Origin of the sequence: Planktotalea sp., from assembly GCF_965659345.1 — a bacterium.
Taxonomy (GTDB): domain Bacteria; phylum Pseudomonadota; class Alphaproteobacteria; order Rhodobacterales; family Rhodobacteraceae; genus Planktotalea.
In genome coordinates this window covers 1-16182 of sequence record NZ_CBFHVK010000033.1, presented here as the reverse complement: position 1 = coordinate 16182, position 16182 = coordinate 1, and the positions used below count along the sequence as shown (strand labels likewise).

10 protein-coding genes and 2 pseudogenes are annotated in these 16182 nt (G+C 49.6%); 1 reads left to right on the top strand and 11 read right to left on the bottom strand.

Translation table 11 applies throughout. The features are described 5' to 3' along the window. Positions 1-1482 (top strand): annotated as a pseudogene (locus ACTG3Z_RS16905) (type I secretion protein); the annotation flags it as partial. A 113-nt stretch (positions 1483-1595) separates the two neighbouring features. Here ACTG3Z_RS16905 and ACTG3Z_RS16900 read toward each other — a convergent pair. From ACTG3Z_RS16900 to rpoN, 11 genes and pseudogenes are all read right to left on the bottom strand, one after another. Then, positions 1596-3344 (bottom strand): ATP-binding protein, encoded by a 1749-nt coding sequence (locus ACTG3Z_RS16900; protein WP_439144180.1) that lies wholly within the window; start codon positions 3342-3344, stop codon positions 1596-1598. Between the two features lie 6 nt (positions 3345-3350). Next, positions 3351-3881 carry a heme NO-binding domain-containing protein gene (locus tag ACTG3Z_RS16895; protein WP_439144179.1) on the bottom strand — a complete coding sequence of 177 codons (531 nt, stop codon included), beginning with the start codon at positions 3879-3881 and terminating at the stop codon, positions 3351-3353. Positions 3882-4120: 239 nt separating this feature from the next. Continuing rightward, entirely contained in the window at positions 4121-10051 is a 5931-nt protein-coding gene (locus ACTG3Z_RS16890) for a Hint domain-containing protein (RefSeq protein ID WP_439144178.1), read from the bottom strand. 551 nt (positions 10052-10602) lie between these two features. Beyond that, positions 10603-11202 carry a LabA-like NYN domain-containing protein gene (locus ACTG3Z_RS16885; protein WP_439144177.1) on the bottom strand — a complete coding sequence of 200 codons (600 nt, stop codon included), beginning with the start codon at positions 11200-11202 and terminating at the stop codon, positions 10603-10605. A 127-nt stretch (positions 11203-11329) separates the two neighbouring features. Beyond that, positions 11330-11539, bottom strand: a complete 210-nt coding sequence (locus tag ACTG3Z_RS16880; protein WP_439144176.1) for a hypothetical protein — start codon at positions 11537-11539, stop codon at positions 11330-11332. 228 nt (positions 11540-11767) lie between these two features. After that, the gene (locus ACTG3Z_RS16875; RefSeq protein WP_439144175.1) at positions 11768-12025 is read right to left on the bottom strand and encodes a hypothetical protein; all 258 of its coding nucleotides are present in this window, start codon (positions 12023-12025) and stop codon (positions 11768-11770) included. A 278-nt stretch (positions 12026-12303) separates the two neighbouring features. Further along, positions 12304-13101 carry an IS21-like element helper ATPase IstB gene (istB, locus tag ACTG3Z_RS16870; protein ID WP_439144174.1) on the bottom strand — a complete coding sequence of 266 codons (798 nt, stop codon included), beginning with the start codon at positions 13099-13101 and terminating at the stop codon, positions 12304-12306. A gap of 11 nt (positions 13102-13112) precedes the next feature. Continuing rightward, complete coding sequence (locus tag ACTG3Z_RS16865) at positions 13113-13700, bottom strand: hypothetical protein (RefSeq protein WP_439144182.1); 588 nt, start codon at positions 13698-13700, stop codon at positions 13113-13115. Positions 13701-13766: 66 nt separating this feature from the next. After that, positions 13767-14024 (bottom strand): annotated as a pseudogene (locus tag ACTG3Z_RS16860) (Arm DNA-binding domain-containing protein); the annotation flags it as partial. 185 nt (positions 14025-14209) lie between these two features. Further along, positions 14210-14656, bottom strand: coding sequence for a hypothetical protein (locus ACTG3Z_RS16855; protein WP_439144173.1), 447 nt, complete (start codon positions 14654-14656; stop codon positions 14210-14212). Between the two features lie 123 nt (positions 14657-14779). After that, the gene (rpoN, locus tag ACTG3Z_RS16850; protein WP_439144181.1) at positions 14780-16099 is read right to left on the bottom strand and encodes an RNA polymerase factor sigma-54; all 1320 of its coding nucleotides are present in this window, start codon (positions 16097-16099) and stop codon (positions 14780-14782) included. Positions 16100-16182 lie beyond the last annotated feature (83 nt).

Below are 16182 nucleotides of genomic sequence, written 5' to 3'. Positions count from 1 at the left end.
GCGCTTGATGATCAACAAGGCTTCACGGGCCTTGCTGAGTTCTTCGAAGCGAGCCAAGAGGATCAGCTCAATAACAACGGTTTTGTACGTACGGGGCAAGTCGTATCTGACGACCTGTTTGGCGCGAATGCTGTGTATTCCATACATACTGAAGATGGGACGCTTACGGACACCTTTGAAAGTGCTGTTAACGCGTTTGAGATTGAGAATTTACGTTTCCCTGCAGGACAAGCCGAGCCTGACGCAGGCGACGTCGAAGATGATGATTGGATCGATATCACGAAACTCACAGACGAAGGACAGTTGCGTCCTGAACTGACGAATTTCCTCGACGCTGTAAATGGCGGCGTGACGCTTACGATCCCCACAGGTCACCTATCCACAGATGAATACGGCCAAGGGCTGGAAGAGTGGGCTGAACTTGTCATGGGCGAGTATGGTGACGTTGTTGATGCGTTCGAGATTGGCAACGAATACTGGTATCTGATGGGCGAAACCGAATATGGCGCAAAAGCAAATATCGCTATCAAGGCACTGTCAAACGGTATCGATGCGGCCGGATCCGAAGACGCAGATATCTTGGTTCAAATGGGATCAACATTTGCGCAGTCTGAATTCCACTCAAGTGTTGATGACCGCGGCTTTACTGCACGTCTGACGGATGCGAACCAACGGATCATTGATCAACTCGATACAGCGGCCAAAAGCGAACTGGATGGTGTTGTAGAGCATTACTACTGGAACAAAGATTCCGGCTCATTCAACGACTCATCAGGAGAGGTGAACTATATCGATCTTGACTTGCAGGTTTGGGAACAGAACTTTGATCAAGACCTCGATTTTCATGTCACTGAGTGGAATGTGAAAGCCTCTAACGAAGAGACTTATGGCATGAAGGGCGTCGGCGTGATGGTAGAGATGGTTGAAAACATGGTTGAGCTTGGCGTGGACAAAGGAGCCGTCTGGACGCTTGTGCACAACACCACCAATGACCTTGGCGGTCCAGATGATGGCGTCGTTGAGACGGACGATGAAAACCGTGTAGTTGAAACGGTGCGTGGTGCCATCTTTGACCTTATGTCAGACGCTTTGCCGGGTATGGAGTTGGTTAAGCTTGATCTTGAAAGCGTTGACGACAACATGGAGCTTGCCGCTTTCGAAAAATCTGGTGAATTTGTACTATACCTAGCGAACAATTCTGACGCTGCCGAGACTTTCGAAGTTGATCTTAGTGAACTTCTTCCAAACTTTGACTCTGCGACGGCTGTTAAAGTTGGATATGACAAAGAGACGTCAGATGGTCGGCTGTATTCCATGGCCCAGCGTTCCATGGTTAACGCAGAAGCAGTGGTCATTGACGGTGAAAACTACTACCTCAACGAGCATGATACCGGCGCAACGCTGACGGATTATGCCTATTCTTCTGCTTCGTTCAATGTTGCGCTCAATCCGTTTGAGGTGATCCAGATCACAGCACGGTAAGGCACCTTAATCCAGACTATTGGTGTCACGCGCTTCTCTTACGCCCTCCTCGTTTACAGGAGGGCGTTTGACGTTTGTACACTTGATATGGGTATTGCTGAAAAAAGCAGTCTTTAGAAGGACGGGTCGTAAACCGGTCCTAAGCTATTTTCGACTTCTTGTAGTTTTAGAGCAAGCTGCATCGTTAATTCTTTATCCACTGAAGGTCGCGGCTGATCTGACGAAGTTTCGACCGTTTTCGCTAATTCTGCCAAATCGCTAAACCCTAATGACAGTGAAGCCCCTCTCAGAGAATGGGCATGTGAGCGTGCAATCGGGTAGTTCGCTGCTTCTATTGCTGCCGACATTTCTGTGATTTGAGTTTTGCTATCTTTGACAAACTTTCGGACCAACTCTTGAAGCTCTTCCACAGAAAAATAAGCGAAGAGCTCCTGTGATAGATGCGGGGGCAGATGCATGATATTATGCCCCTCTTTTGGTTTCTTCGGGTCTGAATCCTTTGCAACAGAAGCGGCATTGCTGAGGATTGCGTTGAGTTCCTTCTCAAAATCTTCGAACAAGATTGGCTTCGTTAAAACCTTGTCGATGCCAACCAACGACACCTTGTCCTCGATCGCGTCCAGAACATGCGCCGTCAGAGCTATGATTGGTGGGAACGTGGAGCCGGCCCATTTCTCACGAATGAGTTTGGTCGCCTCGAACCCGTCCATTTCGGGCATTGCAATATCAATCAGGAGAAGATCGAATGCATCAGGCTGAAATTTTTCCAAGGCAATACGGCCATTGTCGGCCAGCTCGACGCTCATGTTCAAACGATGCAAATATCGTGTGATTAACACTTGGTTGATAGGGTTATCTTCCGCAAGCAGGACATGCTTGCCATCCAACTTGACAGTTTCGCCAGTCTTAGATGTGTGGTCGGACGTGGTGTCGCTTAAGGCAGCGGGCGCAACAACCTCTACAGGCAATTCAAACCAAAATCGTGAACCTTTGCCATGTTCACTTTCGACATAAATTTCGCCGCCAATCCCATCCATTATGCGTTTACAGATAGCAAGACCGAGGCCCGCGCCTTGAGCTGCGGCAGTGAGTGAATTCGCAACCTGAGTAAAATCTTTAAAAAGGTCGGTGATTTTGTCTTTTGGAATCCCAACGCCGAAGTCTTGCACTTCTAGCTTCAGCAAAGCACCACTCGGATGAGGGCTCGAGCTCGCTGAAATAATAATAGGGCCATCGGTCGAATACCGGATCGCATTGCTGACCAGATTGGAGATCACCTGCCTAATACGCGAGGCGTCTCCTATGAACAGCTGAGGGACATCATCAGAAATATCGCAGCTAATTTGTCGCTCTGGAAAATCGGGGTTCGCGTCTGCGAGAATTTGTATGCCCTCGATGAGTGCACGCAGATCTACTTTTTCGTCCTCAGACACGAACACACCCGCGTCCATTTTAGAAAAATCCAAAACGTCGTTTACGATACGCGCCAAGCTCGATCCGGCAGTCTTCGCGTAGTTTAGTAGCTCAATTTTCTTTTCGTTGTCTTCATCCAACGCGAGCAAATCAATCATGCCCAGCAGGCCACCCAAAGGCGTTCTGATCTCATGGCTCATGGTGGCGATGAACCGGCTTCTGGCTGAAGACGCAGCTTTTGCTTGCTCTACCGCCAGCTGCAATTCGATCGTTCGTGCAACAACTGCCTTTTCAAGCGTGTTGGACCGATCATTCAACTCTTCATTTGCAAGATAAAGCGCGCGACTTTTTTCTTCCAAGAGTTTCTCGGCTTCCAAGCGTGCTTTTTGCTCCCGCTCGTATCTTCGCCGAGAGACATGGCTCGACTTTTCTAAAATCGGCTCCTTCATGCCGTTCTAGCTTTCGAGTTTGATGTCAAACTTTGTCGATGTCTCATCGTGCGCAACTGGACAACGTGCAATGCTCGCTTTTTCATCAAAATGTTCGACGCAGGCTTCTATAAGCCCGTGACAAAAGCCGACAAGTGGGCGCGGTGATGAATATTTCATGGAAAGGTGATTGTCCGCCATTCGTTCTGTCGCAAATCTTGGCAACTCAGCATCTGGATACAGCTTTTTCACCTCGACATGAATCTCTTGGTCAATCGCTTCCAACATTTCGAACGAGCCAGTTTTGTCGGTGAAGAATTCACTATAGTTTTGAGCAAAGTGTTCCAGCATCCAGTGACCGAATTTTACTTGTAACACATTTGGGCTTAGGCCTGAATGTTCGCTGAAACCGTCGACAATTTTCACCAGTTCAGAGCATGGGTAATTGCCGACGCTTGTGTAGACGCCATTATGCTCCAAGTCTGTATTATCTAATACATGATCGACAACGTCTTCTCCAAACGCATCTTCCGCCATCTTAAGAAGTTCAACAAACACAGTACCCTTCATATTCTACACTACTTTCTAATTTCGATGTTAAATTCGAGCCTTTGGAACGCACCCGCAAGGATAACCAATTATGCGCTTTCGCTTGACGTAGAACATTACAGAAAACACGCCTTGAAGGCAAAGGCTTCCTAAAAACGAGTTCGTACTCTTAAGGGGTAATATGATCTTTTTATGCAGACTTCTAAGTGCGCACACTGGCTTTTTTGAACGCCAATGCGACTGCTTTCTCAGTGTGTTGTTCGGATCTCCCTGAGACGAGCGGGCAACTCTTTGCGCCGTGAATAAATCGTCGTTGGGGCGCCAAACGCGTTTATGACATTGTGATTTTTTAAGTCAGGAAAAAGTGTTGAGACTTCGATTTGTGCGGGCGCGCTCAGGCTCTTTAATGCCCTCGGTCCAGGGTACAGACTTTCGCTTGGTATGCCATTTGAAAACACCACTTCGTGTTGGTCAAATAACATATGAAAATAAGTTACGCGCCGGCGTCCCTTCATTATGCGAGCGCCGCCACCCTTCATTTCAGCCAAGTGGCGCGCGCGATACAGCACATCGGTGCCACCGTTGTTTGGGTCTCGTAGCAAAATACCATGCTGTGGTGACACGATGAGATCGTGCTCGAGATTGAAGTGACCTGCTTTCAACAAAACTGGTAGCAGATTGGGTGTTTGAAGTAGCTCTTCTTGATCCAGCGATCTGTGCCCGATCCAAACAATCGGCTTTACACCATTATCGCGTGTTTGAACCAGATCACCTGAACGCAGCATTTCGATTGGCATTTCCCCGCCCGGCACACGAATGCGTGTTCCCTGAGCAAAGCACACAACACCTGTATTTTCTGCGGTCAAGGCGCTTGGGGCGACAGCAGAACCGCCTTCTTGAATTTGCAACCCGTCCGCTTGGTCCAGCGTGCCATCTGCCTGATCCGCTTGAAGCCATGCCAAAGGTGATGCGTAGGTTTGGCCAGGGTTCGCAGCATTCCAGGCGTCTAGATTGGTCTGATTGTAGTAACTAGTCAGATCAATGAAGTCGTTGTCAGTCGTACTTGCATTGCCGATACCCGTGGTCGTATCGAAGTCGCTGATTGTATCATTGGTGCCATCGGCAATGAAAACATCCGCTCCGCTACCACCTATAAGTAAGTCTGCACCTGCACCACCATCAATCGTATCGTCACCGTCACCGGCGACGATCGTATCATCGCCCGTTCCGCCATCAATAGTGTCATTTCCGGACGAAGACAGCCCCGCAGGTATGGAGGCGACACCGTAGATGGTATCCCCAGTGCCCGCCTCCGCTGTCCAGGTCGGCGGCAAGCTCGTCGGGTCGGTGCTAAACACCGCCCCGTCCTCATCGGTTGCATAGATCAGACCATTTTCAGCACGAACTACCCCCGTCAGAAAGCTGGCGCCCGGGATCGAGCCAAGGCTGGAAGGGGTCGTAAAGTTGCCCGATCCATCGACGTCATAGGCCTCGATGGTGTTGTTGGCATAGACAACCCAGGCGGTGCCGTCGTCGACAAATGCGATGTCGGTAATGTTCCCGGAATAATTCAGGACCACCGTTGGATTGGTGAAGCTGCCAAGCCCATCAGGCTCAATCCGGGTGACCGTGCCTAAGTCACTATCGGCGAAATACAGGTTTCCGCTCGGATCGGAGGCCAGCCCCGCATTCCAGCCCACGTTTTCAGGTAGATCATAGACTAGGGTTTCGTTGCCCGTGACTGGATCGATTTCATAGATCCCGGCATCCGATGAGGTTTCCATCGAATCGAGCACTACACCATAGAGAGTCCCGTCCAGCGTTGTCGCAATATCGCCGTAGGTCATCAACCCCGATGTCAATTGGGTGGACGTGCCTGAGACTGGATCATAGGTGAAGAGCTGGCCATCAGCAGTGTTATAGACAAACGCGGCGCTTTCATCACCATAGATGGTGTCATTGCCCGCGCCGCCGTTGATCGTATCGTCACCTTCAGCACCTGATATGGTGTCGTTGTCATTTCCGCCGCTAAGACTGTCGCCTCCCGAGCCGCCGATGATTGTATCCGCGCCGTCATTGCCAAAGAGTGTTACACCAGTGCTGTCGCCACTCGCATCTAGACTGTCATCGCCTGAGGAACCTTGGATGACTTCAATCTCTTGGAACTGCCCGCTATCGTTGTCAGGAATATCATTGAAAACGCCTTGACCATCGCCTGTAAACGTCAGCTCGATTGGATCGTCGGCGATGATTGTGTCCGAACCAGTGCCACCAAAAATGGTGTCATTACCTATGCCAACCGTAAAGACATCATCGCCATCGCCGCCACGAAGTGTGTTGTCTCCTGCACCACCGACAAGCGTGTCGTCGCCCGCACCGGCGTCAACCGTTATGTCAGCAGTCGAAAAATTGCCGTTGAAGCTGTCAGCTTGATCGGTCAGCGTAAAGCTTTCGATCTCGGAGAAATTGGCGGTGCCCTCGGTCGAGGTAATGGAACCGGACTCGCCGCCCGAAATGAATACGTCGACACCGTCGTTGGTAACACCCGACGCATCCAGAGTGTCGACATCAAGGTTGTCAGGATCTTCACCACCGACAATGCTATCACCAAGATAACCGTCGTTGAGCAGGATTGTATCGCTGCCAGTGCCACCGTAAACTGTATCGTTGCCAAGGCCACCATCAAGACGATCATCGCCCGCGTTACCATAGATTTCATCGCTGCCGTCACCGCCAACGATTGTGTCATCGCCATCGGCACCAGTGAGACTATCATCAAAGTTATAAGCGCTTAGATTGTCAAAACTGTCATAATTTAAGGATTCAACACCAACCAATCCGTTCGGAACGATTGTGAGATCTGCACCTGCGGGAAGAGTTGGCCCGCCAACCTGCAGCATGACGTTGTTATTGCCACCATCACTACCGTGGTCCATCAGACCATTGCCGTCCAAATCAAGGTCCAGCATGTAGAAGGTATAGATTACGTTGCTTGAGTCAGCATATTGCAAAGAATAGTCGACGGCATAGTTATACTCGACCCCATTCACCTCAATAGTTTGGTCAAGATCGTTTGCGATTTCGTTGCTAATGTTATCGCCGTCAATAACTGAATCGTTGTCGGTGAATCGAACGATTAGCGGTTGGTCTGTAATTTTTAGTTCTTCGGCTTCTGGCCCGCCGTTGGGATTAGGTGTCGTAACCGCAAAGTTCTGTCCGATGACGTATGCTGGTGCTGCATAGTAATGATCAAAACCCGCTGGTGGTGTATCGCTTGTGTCAAAATCGCCGTAGATTATGTCGTCGCCAGTTTCGCCGTCAATCGTGTCGGCACCCGCGCCCCCAATGAGCGTGTCCGCGCCTACGCCCCCGTCGATACTGTCGTCACCTGCGCCACCGTCGATGTAGTCGTCTCCAACAAGTGTAGGTGTGAAAGTAATATCGGAAATACCGTAGTCCGAACCATCGGTAAGGTCGGTCTGAATTAACGCAGTGAATATAATTTGATCAAAAGAACCATGGCCCGAGACGTCAAATGTGTCTGTGCCAGTCCCGGTGCTGTCAACAAAATCAGTCTCGTAAACGAGAGTGCCATTGTTGTAGAGTGCGTAGTGTCCTACTTCCGCAAAATTCGCGGTTTGTAAGCTGTATGTTGTGAAACTCAACTGATCGATCGGGTTATCAAAATCGACGATGAGTAATTCGCTTAGGCCAGAAGCAAGGTCGTAGGCTGTCTGCGCATCAACGCCACTGTCCGTATCAGAAACAACACCGTTTGCACCAAATGAAGGTCCAAAGGTTGATACGTTTGCAGCACTTGGGCTCGAATATGCGCCGCTGACGATATTTTGAGCCGTAACCGCGTAACCATTTGAAGTGTCACTAAAGTTCGAACTTGTGATTGAGACAGTGTTAGTCGCTTCGTATTCGCCATAAATGGTATCGTCGCCGCTGCCGCCATCAATCGTATCTTGGCCGGTGCCACCGGAGATGATGTCTTGACCGCTGCCGCCATCAATTGAGTCGTCTCCAAACTGTCCTTTAATCGTATCGTCGCCCGCACCACCGTCGAGGGTGTCGTCCAATCCTTCCGCACCGTAGTTGATCGTCTGATTTGGTCCGCCCTCGATATACTCAAGAAAGTAAATTTCTTGATCTCGCAGGATCCAATTGTGGTCTTCAAACGTTGGTTGGACATGCGTTTCGCCAGGTTGGATCGTTGAATACTCAACCGGCGTGCCAGATTCGTCGATCCACCACAACGTAATGGGGCCATCAGCGTTGTTGACAACCGTGAGGTTGGTAGGGTTAACCCCTGGACCAGACGCGAACTGGCTCACAGCATACAGCTGGCCGTCACCACCTATCCAATCGGCGTCATCGCCCCCTTGGATCGTGTCGTTGCCTTGGCCACCAACCAGAATATCGTCGCCGACGCCGCCATCGATGCTATCATTGCCGCTTTCGCCTGAAACCAGGTCGGCGCCAGAGCCACCAGCAAGCACATCATTACCACGTTGGCCGTAGATCAATTCGTCGTCGAGCCCACCATCGACGGTATCGTTGCCGTCACCAGCATAGATGGAATCGTTGCCATCGTTACCGTAGATGATGTCGTCGCCATCAGTGATCGCATCACCGCCTGCGTCGGTGTAGCCAACACTCATGCTTTCAGCAGAAACAGCACCGTCGACGATTCCGTCGCTCGAATAGACGCTGACATCGATTGGACCAGACGAGAACACGCCCGTATTCCAGCCGTCGTCTTGTCCGACCCAGCCTACTGTGAAGCTGCCATCGCTATATTCAACGTCAATATTAGCCCAGTCAAAGCTGTCGCTTCCTGAAACCGCATCTGCGCTGGCCTCTCCAACCACCAGTGGCATATCGCCTGTTATTGGCGCGCCTGTTTCGTCAAAAATACGGTAATTGAGCCCGTATGTTCCGCCAGATGCCGCGTTATCGTCGCTGTAGACTGCAACAAATTGCCCTGTTTCGCCAAGCACTTCGATCAGCGCAGGGCCGCTGTAGCCGTGGTTTGGGCTTACAGGGATTTGAACATCTTGCGCGACAAATGTTGGTGACGCCGGAGTGGATACATCGATGATCGAGAAATGCGCTTTGTCAGAGGCGTTGCCAATTCCGTAGCCGCCATCGTTCACCGATCCATTCACATAGGAGACAACAATGTGATTGGTGTCCAAAGTATCAATTGTGAAGTTCGGGATGTCGTAGCTGTTAAAGCCGTCAACTGAATACCCTGGGCCATTCAGTGTGAATTCGTTGGAGACAGGGTTGCCGGACGCATCAAATATGCGGCCCTGCATGGTCATTGTCGCGCTGTCGTCGGAATAGCCGTTCTTGATCCAAACGCCCATGAAGTTGCCGTCATCCATCGCTGTAATCAACGCGGGGGATTCAAGGCTCGTCGTGTCGTTCTGTTGGAATTCAGTATCTGACACAAGCGTAGTACCGCTTGAATCTAGAATCGTGAATACAGGTTCGTTACCACCAGCTTCGGCAGCGTTACGCACATAGGAAACAACAATCTCACCATTGGCGAGTTGCACGATCTCCATGTTGGGAACATCGGCCGTATCAGTACCGTCGACCGCAAAATTGCCGACTGGGAACTGGTTGCCAAAGGTGTTTGTGTCCGGGTCGTAAACGCGTCCGTTTAGGTCAACAGTCGTGTTGTCGCTGATCGCGTTCTCAGACCAAACGAAAAGAACATTTCCGTCATCAAGAACGGTTGTAATTGGCGGTGACTGATACGTTGAACCGTCTACTTGTGGAATGTAGGTCGTCGTCTGCGTGATGTTTACACTGGACGCCGTAGGCTCAATGATCGCAAAGACCGGAGCTTCTGCACCCGAACCTGCATCACCACCGCTGATGACATAGGAGAGCATAACCTTGCCATCTGGCAGTAGGTCGACATCAAGGCTGTCCCAATCAAAGCCGTCGTAATTATCGACCGCAGCAAGAGAACTTAAGTTGACTTGTGCGGTGGCTGGGGTGCCATCCGTGTTGTAAATTCGAGTTTGAATTTCTGCATTTGTACTGCCATCGGGCAATGCATCGTTGATCCAAACGTATAGCGTGCGGCCATCATCGAGCGTGATAAGGTTTGGTGGAGACTGATAACCGGTGTTATCGGTATTGATCTGTGTGCTCATGGGCTAGCTCTTTCTTGTGTCCGCACTGAGTGCTTGAAACCGAATTGTCTGATGGCCACTCTGATCTCTGGACAATCGTGGAATTCCGTTAAGAAAATTCATCCAATTTCTTGGTTTCTTTTGTTTTTTCGCGAAAAATTTGAAATAATCTCAACGCCGACGCATAGTGACCGGAACCGCACGCCCAAACCGCTACAGTGTTGCCTGATCAACATTTCGAGAATATCTAAGCGGGCGCACCACTCGCCATTGCGCGTAAGTAATGCTGGACATGTCTTTCGTCAGAAAAATTGTGAAAGATCGTTCTTGGACGCGTTATCCGTCAAAATTTTGCCAGTTGGCTGCTCTTCGGGGTCGGGTTTTAGTGATTTTGCGAAATCAGCGCGCTTTGAAGCATGTCGCGTCACGCTAGGTGGGTAAAAGTATTTGACGCGCCCCGAAGGAGCGCGCCAAACTTAAACGTAGGTACTCGCTACTCACGTTTTTGCCTGCGACACAGGTCCAAGACCCTGCGCGCAGAACAAACTCTAACTTTTAGGAAAGAGCTATTCTTATGCTGTTCCCCGCTCTAGGGGCACCGGCGCGTTTAAACCGCCGTTGGTCTGGTGAAGGCCGTTTGATCCATGAGGTACTTTTTCGATCAAACTGCGCAGCTCATCCAGTTCAATAAAGTTGTCTGCTTGCCGTCTCAAATCGTCAGAGAGCATTGGCGGCTGAACACGAATAGATGAAACGACTGACACGCGTGTACCGCGTTGCTGAACGGCCTCGATAAGGGGTTTGAAGTCTTTGTCGCCTGTGACGATGACGATGTGATCCACGTAAGGGACCATATCAAGGACAGCAATTGTCATTTCGACAGCTGTGTTGCCTTTTACTTTTCTAAAGCCCGAGGGATCAACGTATTCTTTGACCATCTTGGTGACAGTGTTGTAACCATTATAGGTAAGCCAATCGACAAGCGGCTTTACGGAAGAGAACTCTTCGTTGTCTACGAGCGTCGTGAAATACGACAGTTTATTGAGCTTACCGCGCCGGGCGAACTCCTTGCGGAACAGCTTGAAGTCGATCTCGAAGCCCAAGCCCTTAGAGCAGGCGAAAAGACTTTTGCCGTCGATAAAAACAGCAATGCGTTCGTCTTTGTAAAACATTGAAAATCCGATCTTATTAGAAAGCTATCTGGGTACTCAAACCGCGCCCAGAAGGTAGAAGCAGCTTCAGGCACAGGGCCTTTGCATTATACGAAAAGTGTTACTTATTACGCGTCACCAGCCGCGATCAGAACAAAGAGATGATTGCACTAATAACAGCCCACCAGCACCAGAGCCCAAGAGGCACAAGCGACAAGATAAGCATTGAAGGTGTAATCCAACGATCGGCGAAGTCTTCGCTGGAATGGACAATGTGATCACCTTGCACAGAAGTGCCTGCGAGGACCGCATTTGACTGGCCAAAACTGTGGGCTGGGTCGATTTTGAAACTGTCCATGGAGAGATTCCTTCGCTGGCTTGGCATTTTTTACCACGGCCACCCAGAAGCTTCCCGCTGTCTTTCCGATAAATAGACCCACCTTAGATAGGTTGGCTATCTTTAGATAGCCACATTGATGGGGGACGTCAAAAAAATGGAAGTGACCCCAGTACTGCGCAGAAGTCGGAAACCAACAAACGGGGCAGCTATATAGATGCAGACCCCAGACCGTATCTGTGAACCCCTTTAATCTAGGTAATCAACCTCGATAGAACGCGCATTCAGTGCGGTCACTAGGCCAGAGAAAACATTTTTAGAAACAATGCTTTCGCGCAAGGCTTCATCGATCAGCGTCGTTTTGATGGCCCTGCTCTTTATCCAAACAATGCGCCGCTTACCGGCTAGAGCGTCGTAAACGACCTGCATTTCGCCACCAAGATTGACCCGTAAGCCAACAAACTCGTGTCCATTTTTCGAATGATACGCCATTTTGACCTTCAGCACTGTGTTCCAGTTTGGAGATATCGCATTCGACTAATCTTTAGTAACGAGCAAAAGATAGGCAGGGCTTGTGCGCTTTTACTGAAACACTGTTGTAAAGATCGCAGTAGAAACCACTTTATTTAGTGTGTTGCTGCGCCGGTAAGCACACAATATTTGGCCGTTAGCAATCTGAAAATGTTACTAAAAATGGCCAGATATTGTGCGAAGTATCAAAAGATACAACTTCGTCGTGAATTTTTGACGAAGCGCTCGAATCACAGATGATTCCCAGAGCGATGCTAAGCTGGGGATGCTTGACGTTGTTCCTGTAAAATTCGTGAAAAGCTTGGCTTGCGAGGTGTCGTTACGCTGTTTACTTTCCGCATGGAGGGGCCATCTAAAGCAATCCGATGAGATCGGTGTACCAGGCGGTCAAGGATTGCATCTGCAAAGGTTGGATCCGCAATAACATCGTACCACTTTTCTACCGGCAGCTGGCTTGTGATAATGGTTGCTTTGTTGTCATAGCGCGCATCTACGATTTCCATCAAATCCCGACGTTGTGCTGCCGTCATCAAATCTGGACCCCAGTCATCTAGGATTAGAACATCTGTGCGGATGATTTTCTTGAATAGTCGTTCGTAGGTCTCAGCTTTGCGGGCGGCCTCAAGTTCGCTGAAAAAGCGAGGCATTCTGAAATATAATACAGATTTCTCTTGTCGGCAGGCTTCATGCCCAAGCGCACACGCAAGATAGGATTTCCCAACACCACAAGGCCCGGTGATCAGGACAGAACTATTTTCCTTGATCCAATTACATTGAGCCAGTTCTCGAAACCTTGGCTCATCAAGTTGACGCATCGTTGTGTAATCAACGTTTGCGACATTTGCCTCAGTATCGCGCAATTTTGCGCTGCGCAGCCGCGATTGAAAACGACGTTCGCTACGGGCTTGCTCCTCACTAAGAGCCATGATTTCGATCCATTTGACAGGATCGACAGAGCGACTTCCGTTTTGGGCCACTAATTGTTCAAAGGCTTCAGCCATGCCATCAAGCTTAAGTGTACGAAGTGTGTTTTGAAGGGATGTTGTATCCATGGTCTTTTCCTTTAATTAAAATACCCTGCACCGCGAATGTTGGAATGTGCGATTGTTACGGGTGGCTTGGGGTGAAACTTTGTGTCGTCAGTAGTTTGTTTGCGAATGACTGAAACCACAGCACTGAGAGAGCTCGTCCCTGCAACGAGCGCTTGATTACAAGCGCTGTCCAAAAGATCCGGCCCGTGTTCATCAAGCAAAGCGAGACAGCTATTGTAGATACGGTCTTTCTGGTCGCGAGTTTGTGCGTTAAGCGCCAGCGCTTTTGCGAGAACAGACAGGTTTGCACCCGCGTCGTTGACGAGTTCCTCAGCGTTTCTTGTTGAAAGTATAGGTTCAGGAACTTTGTCGAGCGTCGAAATTTCTTCCGTCTCTTCGTATGGCGCTTTTTCGTCGTTCGAGATAAGAATTTCGACCTGTGCGGCGAACAACGCCTTAGGCATTTCTTTTTTGCTATCGTCAATCGTGCTAGTCGGCTGAACTTTATACGGAGAAAGGTCCAACGGAGCAGATTTTTGCGCCGGTCGGATGGGGATGATCTCGGCTTGATGTTGCGGCTCTGCTTTGCGTTGAGCAGATTGGTCAGCCTGTGTAATCATGCTCTTGATCTGATCTCGAAATTGAAGATCGCTGTCGCTTATTTTTCTTGGAAACGGGCTAAGGCCCCGCGCAATGAGTTTTCGATTACATGCGGCGAGATGACGAGCTTGGCTAAAAGACATTTCCGGGAAATCTCCCAAAGAAATTTCTTTCTTGAGGTTTTTAATTTTCAGGTTTTGCATCCAGACACGCGTCTTGTCGGGGCACGTACGTAGAAATAGATCTGTACGAAAATTATAGTCCGGTGTCGCAGGGCTTTCGGATAGGGATGATAAGCGCCCTACATTCTTCAGCCGTTCGACTAAAAAATTCTTGTCAGGCATTTTAAAACTCAGATTAAAAACTGAACTGATTTCAAAGAAAAATCAGTTTGTGGTGTATTTAGCTAAAAGGGCACAGGTGTCCTAAAACGCCTGCGCCCTCCGTGAGTGGTAGATTTGGAAAGGGTAGTAAGTCGTTCAATTTGAGAGGTAGGAAGGATCTTGGTAGTAGTGGAGTGTAATACGTATTAGGCAGCAACGTTTTGATTGTAGTCGATCAAATTGTTTTGCCAGTGTTGGTTATTCTTCGTCGCTTCGAACAAAGACATCTCAAGCGAAGAATATAAAATTGGGCTACGCAAAGAAATATCGCCAAGCGCCTGACGGGATCTTTCGAAGTCATTACGCTTGAACTCGCTAGAGATCATAATCACCGGTACTGTCGGGTAGTTGGTTCGAAGACTCACAAGACGATCAAACACTTTGCCGATGCCGCCCAGGCCGTCCAGATCGACGAACAAAAAGTCATGCGCGTCCGCATCAGCGTACGAAAGAGAATTAAAAACGGCGAAGCTCTGAGCTTCTTCCAGCGTCATTCTGTTCGCGCCAAGCATTTCGCGCAGGGCACTGAACTGGCGACCGTTCGGGCCAATGAAACCGCACTTTGCGTCTGTATCGTCGAAATCAGAAAACATATAATCCTCCAGAAAGTTGTGTTAAATTTAGGATGAAAAACTGCGCAGGTCTCACTTACTTCGGCGCGAAACTGCTATCTTAGGATAGGCTTTGCTTCGAATGCGCGCCGAAATAGCGAAATATTACGCCGCTGCTTGCAGTAGGTAGCTCCGGCGTCGCTGCGATGATGACGGGATATTGTCGAGCTTGCGGTATTTCGCAACTGTACGACGCGCGATTCGCAAACCTTGGGTGTGCAATACGCTTGTGATGGTGTCATCGCTCAGCGGGCGCTTGGGCAATTCTTCAGTGATCATTTTGCGAATTTTTTCGCGGATCATCATTGCGGATGCGCCCTCTTCAGAGTCGTCACTTTCAATTGCAGTGCTGAAGAAAATCTTAAGCGGGAAGCATCCTTGAGGTGTTTCCATCATCATAGAAGATGTCACGCGGCTGATCGTGCTTTCGTGGACTCCGACGTTATCCGCTATCAATTTAAGCTTCAGAGGCCGCATTTGATGCATACCTTCCTCAAGGAAGGCTTTTTGATAACGCACGATTTCAGCAGCAACTTTCAGGTTCGTCTCATTGCGCTGCGCGATTGCGCGGGAAAGCCAGCGCGCAGACCCAAGCGCGCCCTGAACGAACTCTTTGTCGGCGTCTTGCATCGTGACTTTACGAACTTCGCGACCCATTTCTTCATCAACACGGATGCTTGGCAAAGTCGCTTTGTTCAATTCGACGCGCCATTCCCCTGTTTCACTTTGAAAGGCGCGCAAGTCAGGCTCACGGATTGGTTCTGCACTTCCATCGCCCAACTGAAGGCCGGGTTTTGGGTTCAAAGAGCGCAACTGACGCAAGGCCACAGACAACTCTTCTTTGCTGCATTGAAGCTTGCGACGCAGCTCTGGAAAACCACCGTTCTGAATAACGCTCAGGTTTTCAATCAATGTAAGGAGACGCATGTCCTCTTCGTTTTCGCCTTTGACCTGCAGTTTAAGGCACTCCGCAAGATTGCGTGCGAAAAGTCCTGCAGGTTCGGCTTTTTGAACCTTTTTCAAGACGGCTTCAACGACGTCGATCTCAACTTTAAGGTTCTCTGCGATGAGGCACAGAGATGATGGGAACCAACCAGTCGGTTCAAGATCTGCCGCGAGTGCGTAGCCAATGGCGCGCTCTTTGGGATCTTTGATCAATTCATCCACTTGATTAAACACGTGTGCACGAAACGTATAACCAGATCGGTCTTCTAGCAGCGACACAGGATCAAATTCATTTGTGTCTGAAGACTTGCCGGGCATTGAAGGCAGACCGCGCAATGCTTTGGGGCGCTCCACTTCTAAGAATGGGTTTTCCTCGGCAACACTGTCTGCATATTTCGCAAGCTCGAGGTTGTTCAATAAAAGGAGTTTAATCGCCTGCTGTAGTTGTGGAGTGAAAACAACAGATTGGCGCTGAGTGATCTGCGCCGGCTTTGTTGCACAAATCGGTCTGAGGCCGATCTCCCCCTTACCCCAGACGGATTTAGCCTACAGCCACGGTACTT